Here is a 4,674-nt window from a genome sequence, read left to right on the forward strand (position 1 = left end):
AGGCTTCTTGTGGCGTGATTCATGTTTCTGAAATTAATAAAGTAATCTCAGAGGCTGATGCAGAGGGTTTGAATTCTTTTTTCTTGGAGGTTTTATCTAAGCCTGGTGTGCGAGCTAAAAAACCTGAGGAAGAAAAAAAGGAAGAAAACTTTCTAGATTAAAAAAATAAGGGACATCAGCATTAATGATGCAAAAATACCCTAATGCTAAGAACAGCAAGAAACTACATTTATCATATTGTTTAACGATCAATCGTGTTGATATTATTGCCACGCCTAGCAATCAATTAAACTTAAGCAACCGCTTATGTTGAACTTAATTGTTATGGCGAATATGGTTAGTGAATCATGGGATTATACCTTAGTAGTGTTCATGCTCATTTATCAGGACATGATAATCTTGGTCTTATAAAGAAGACAGATAGACTATTAGCGTGGGTTGATGACTGGAAGGCGTACCTACAACAAACAGAAGATAATACAATATTACAATTGCAAACACACACAAAAACAGGTAGAATATTAGATAGAGACCTTTGCATAAATAGGAGCAATCATCAGAAACCCACTTTTCACCCACTTGGCGATTTTTTAAACCCAGCCTTAGCCCTACTAGGACAAGGTTTAAAGAAGTTGCCAATTGGGCAAAAATTGGATTTTGCTAATCACCCCTATTTATGCAAAGGTCTCAGATAATTAAATTTATTAACAATGTAGAGACGCTGTTAAAGAATAAATTTGGATTGAAAAAGAAAAAATAGAGAAATTAATGAATACTTGTATCTCCTTATCATTCAAAGAATAAAATATAAATTATGCCTAATCAAAACGACTCGCCACCCGTACTTAGTGGCACTGCCCCCACCCAACCGGACTACATATTATGTAAAGATATGATTGATTTACAAATCACCAATATCAGTGGATACAATGGATTGTGCGTTAATTTCAGCGCAAAAGATTTAACGAAAACTATTTTTGGAATAGAGATTGGCAGAGCTGGCTTTAATTACATCAATCAACAAGTGATTTGGGATAATGTCGTTGTTGGGACTGTTTCCCGATCTGTTGTCTTGGAGGCACCAACATACAATGAATTGCTTAATATCAAAGCATCCAATGGGGGGCAAACTTTAGAGGAAATGATAGAAGTTAAGAAGAGTGCGAGTATGCCTTTCGCGACATCTGCAGAAATTATACATATCAATGGTTCTGTTGAATTTGAATTTGGAGTTAGTGATATCTGGGAAAGTGTATGCTGTCTTTCAGCTGTTGTGGCTAAGCATCGAAATCAAGCTGATTATAGTATAGTAAGTGAGGGTAATTATGGTAAGGGTACTATATCTATATTAACGGGGGTGTATGAAAAGGATAGTCTGGTATACCGAGTGCCTTTTGTTGTTAAGCGTAATGATATATTCGGTATTGAAAGGCGTGGCGACACCATTAGTTATCTTTGCAATGGCAAGGCTTTTTATACATCAAAAACTAAATCAACAGCCAACCTTTATTTCAGCGCTCTTATTGTACCAAAAAATGCACGCGTTGACAAAATACAAGTAAATCGTGATGTATACGGCGATTTGACAATTAAGTTTAATGAGCGTGCCACCGAACATTCTGTTGAAAGTATTACCAAGGCTATTAATTATCAGGGCATTGTACAAGACATTAGTTTAAGCGTAACAAACAGTTCAGGTCTTAAGAGTGCAACAACACTGATAATAAAAGCACCAAATGCATTGTCACTTCCTGTGCTTAGTGGCACTATCCCTGCAGTTAGTGATTCAACATTATTCGAAAAATGCCCAGATTTGTCTATTACCCATGAGGGGATATACGACAATCTACATGTTCTTTTTAAGACAGCTCACCCACAATTTGCTCACTTTGCTATCGGCAGAACTAGTAAAGTAACTTTTGAAACTGATACCCGAAAAGTATTGTATAACGGCGTCACCATTGGCGCTGGGAATACAGTTGCAGATATGGCAAAACAAGGGTTAATTATTACTTTTAATTCTACTGCCACCGAAGAGGGTGTTGAAGCAGTCACTAGGGCAGTTAGTGTTGATTTTCCAGCTGACGCACAAGATGTAATGCTGAGCTTAACAAATGCCAAAGGCGATAAGAGTGCAACAACTCTCACTATACCTGCGCCATCCAGTTAATCAAAATCTGTCAATAAGGAGACATAAACATTAATTATGCCAAAATATCCTAACAGCAAGACTAGCAGGAATCGTTATACCTAACTACCCCATCACATTATCCAAAGCAGACCCTTGCATTAAACTAAAAAATCCAACAAAAAAACCCAAAGGCAAGAACATGGGTCCTGAGAATAAGGTGCGCAATAGGGCAATTAGTAAAAGAAGGTTTGTCATTGAGCACACCCTTGGGCGCTCTCAAACGCACTTATGGTTTAGCAAAAATTGCCAGTAAAGTTAATCTGAAAGCTATTGCTTATAATTTGAGACCTTTGCATAAATATGAATAATCATCAAAACACCATTTTTCACCAACTTGACAATTTTATAAAACCTTTGCTATGACTATATTTCATACAATCACCAATTCGGCAAAACTTGTCACTTTGCTAATCATTCCTACTTATGCAAAAGTCTCAATTTAAATTAAATTTTCCATTGGGGATGATGCTGAAGCGTAAGCTTTTTTCATCATCCTGCCTGCAAGAAAAGACGCACGTCCTGCAATAACAGCGTGTTTCATGGCACTTGCCATTAAGATTGGGTCATTGGCATTGGCAATGGCTGAGTTCATGAGCACACCATCGCAACCTAATTCCATCGCCTTAGCAGCATCACTTGCACAACCAATGCCAGCATCAACCAGTACGGGTACATTGGCGTGTTGTTTGATGAGTTTGATATTTGCTGGGTTAGTAATGCCTTGACCTGAGCCGATGAGTGAGGCAAGCGGCATAATAGCGCAACAGCCAATGTTTTCTAATTCTTTAGCAACGATGGGGTCATCACTGGTATAAACCATCACATTAAAACCATCATTAACCAAGGTTTGTGCAGCAGACAAGGTTTCAACAATATTAGGGTAGAGCGTTTTTTCATCGCCTAACACTTCTAATTTAACCAGTGTGTGTCCGCCTAATAATTCGCGGGCCAATTGACAAGTGCGCACAGCATCTTTGGCATTATAACAACCTGCAGTGTTGGGCAAAATAGTGTACTTATCAGGGTTAATAACCTCTAATAAATTCGGTTCATTTTTATCCTGTCCGATATTGGTTCGACGAATGGCAACAGTGATAATCTCAGCTGCTGCTGCCTCTGTTGCCAGTTTTGTTTCTGTTGAATCTTGGTATTTTCCTGAGCCGACCAATAAGCGGGAGTTGTAAGTTTGTCCAGCAATGATTAATGGTGTGTCAGTCATGATAGGGTTGATTAATATGAAATAATTTAAAAATTTTACCCGAACTAAGATAAAGGTATTGTAAGTATTTTTTCATTCTACAAGGCGAATTACTAAATACTCGATTGAGCATAGTTAATAACTATGTAATTGAGAGAATTTAGTAATTCAACGCCGTAGAATGAGAAAAGACGCAGTAAATATGGCGGAGAGTGAGGGATTCGAACCCTCGATAGGGGGTAAACCCTATACGCCCTTAGCAGGGGCGCGCCTTCAGCCAACTCGGCCAACTCTCCAAAAGAGAGCAATTATACGCTAAGAAATAATAATTTGAAATAGGATTAGAAGTCGTATTTGTATCTAACTTTTACGATGCTAGGTTTTAGCGTTCAAACCGTGCATTTTAGGTTGCAAAAAAATTTCATCAAAGTTTTTTTAGAGACACTCAAGAAAAACTTGAGTAGGGTGGAGACAATGGTATAATTGTTGTAAATTTTATACACCACAGCCAGCTAATCACCATGATAAACACAACAAAACCCCAGTTAAGCCACTTTTTTAAAAACACTTTTTCTAAAGCCTCAATAGCGAATAGCACATTTTCTAGTGCGTTCAAGCAATTCAAGTGTTTTCTTGCGCTTAGCCTTTTAATCACATTTTCTTTTAATGCTTTTTCTGTTGATGACCCTCAGCAATTTAACAAAGAAGCCTACTTAGATCTTAGTAAGCCTTACACCTACAATTGGAACAACGCACAACCCACCACCAAGCAAGACAACCAAGCCACGACTTTACTCAAAAAAGTCGCAGGCACGGCGCGCGCTGCCCTAGGCTCTACCAACTCAGATAATGCCAACCAACTGGGCAACAAGCTTACCACAGGCATTAGCAATCAACTCAAAAACCAAGCCATTAACAAAACCGAAGGTTTGGTTAATGATAAAGCCAACAAATTTTTAAATGCATTTGGTGCTGGCCGCAGTGAGGTGAGCATTAATGGGATGAATACAGACAGACTCAACTATAGTATTAAAACTATTCAACCTATCTCTGAGCTTAATACCAACAGTAAAGCATTAACTTTCTTTCAAGGTGGCATCGCTTCTAACAAAAGACACAAAAGTAGCGATAATCGTCGCACTACGATTAATTTAGGCGTTGGTCATCGTCTATTGGTAGAGGATGACATGGCAATCGTCGGTATTAATGTTTTTACTGATTATGAGACCAAATCCAGACACAGGCGCCTAAGTCTTGGTTTGGAATACCAGCGCACTAACTTTAG

Annotated in this window: 6 protein-coding genes and 1 tRNA gene; 5 read left to right on the forward strand and 2 right to left on the reverse strand. The window is 38.3% G+C overall.

Features of this window, described 5'->3' with window-relative positions:
* Positions 1 to 14: 14 nt before the first annotated feature.
* From BBROOKSOX_RS12215 to BBROOKSOX_RS08995, 4 genes are all read left to right on the forward strand, one after another.
* On the forward strand, positions 15 to 161 hold the full coding sequence (locus BBROOKSOX_RS12215) for a DUF6172 family protein (protein WP_180323944.1): 147 nt from the start codon (positions 15 to 17) through the stop codon (positions 159 to 161).
* 26 nt (positions 162 to 187) lie between these two features.
* Complete coding sequence (locus BBROOKSOX_RS12220) at positions 188 to 313, forward strand: hypothetical protein (RefSeq protein WP_257607830.1); 126 nt, start codon at positions 188 to 190, stop codon at positions 311 to 313.
* A 34-nt stretch (positions 314 to 347) separates the two neighbouring features.
* On the forward strand, positions 348 to 695 hold the full coding sequence (locus BBROOKSOX_RS08990) for a hypothetical protein (protein WP_180323945.1): 348 nt from the start codon (positions 348 to 350) through the stop codon (positions 693 to 695).
* A gap of 119 nt (positions 696 to 814) precedes the next feature.
* Entirely contained in the window at positions 815 to 2,170 is a 1,356-nt protein-coding gene (locus BBROOKSOX_RS08995) for a hypothetical protein (protein WP_139661201.1), read from the forward strand.
* A gap of 460 nt (positions 2,171 to 2,630) precedes the next feature.
* On the opposite strand, the gene BBROOKSOX_RS09000 is transcribed toward BBROOKSOX_RS08995, so the two are convergent.
* A complete protein-coding gene (locus BBROOKSOX_RS09000; RefSeq protein WP_180323946.1) occupies positions 2,631 to 3,410 on the reverse strand; it encodes a thiazole synthase in 780 nt (259 codons plus the stop codon).
* 182 nt (positions 3,411 to 3,592) lie between these two features.
* Positions 3,593 to 3,685: transfer RNA gene (locus tag BBROOKSOX_RS09005), tRNA-Ser, on the reverse strand.
* Between the two features lie 225 nt (positions 3,686 to 3,910).
* On the opposite strand from BBROOKSOX_RS09005, the gene BBROOKSOX_RS09010 reads away from it, so the two are divergent.
* Positions 3,911 to 4,674, forward strand: a 764-nt coding sequence (locus BBROOKSOX_RS09010) for an inverse autotransporter beta domain-containing protein (protein WP_180323947.1), incomplete at its 3' end; no start/stop codon positions are given.

It is taken from the genome of bacterium endosymbiont of Bathymodiolus sp. 5 South, assembly GCF_900128535.1.
Classification (GTDB): Bacteria; Pseudomonadota; Gammaproteobacteria; order PS1; family Pseudothioglobaceae; genus Thiodubiliella.

Excerpts from the sequence above, each read along its gene's own strand:
- BBROOKSOX_RS12220 (WP_257607830.1), top strand. The coding sequence starts at position 188 with ATGCAAAAATACCCTAATGCTAAGAACAGCAAGAAACTACATTTATCA.
- BBROOKSOX_RS08990 (WP_180323945.1), top strand. The coding sequence starts at position 348 with ATGGGATTATACCTTAGTAGTGTTCATGCTCATTTATCAGGACATGAT.
- BBROOKSOX_RS08995 (WP_139661201.1), top strand. The coding sequence starts at position 815 with ATGCCTAATCAAAACGACTCGCCACCCGTACTTAGTGGCACTGCCCCC.
- BBROOKSOX_RS09000 (WP_180323946.1), bottom strand. The coding sequence starts at position 3,410 with ATGACTGACACACCATTAATCATTGCTGGACAAACTTACAACTCCCGC.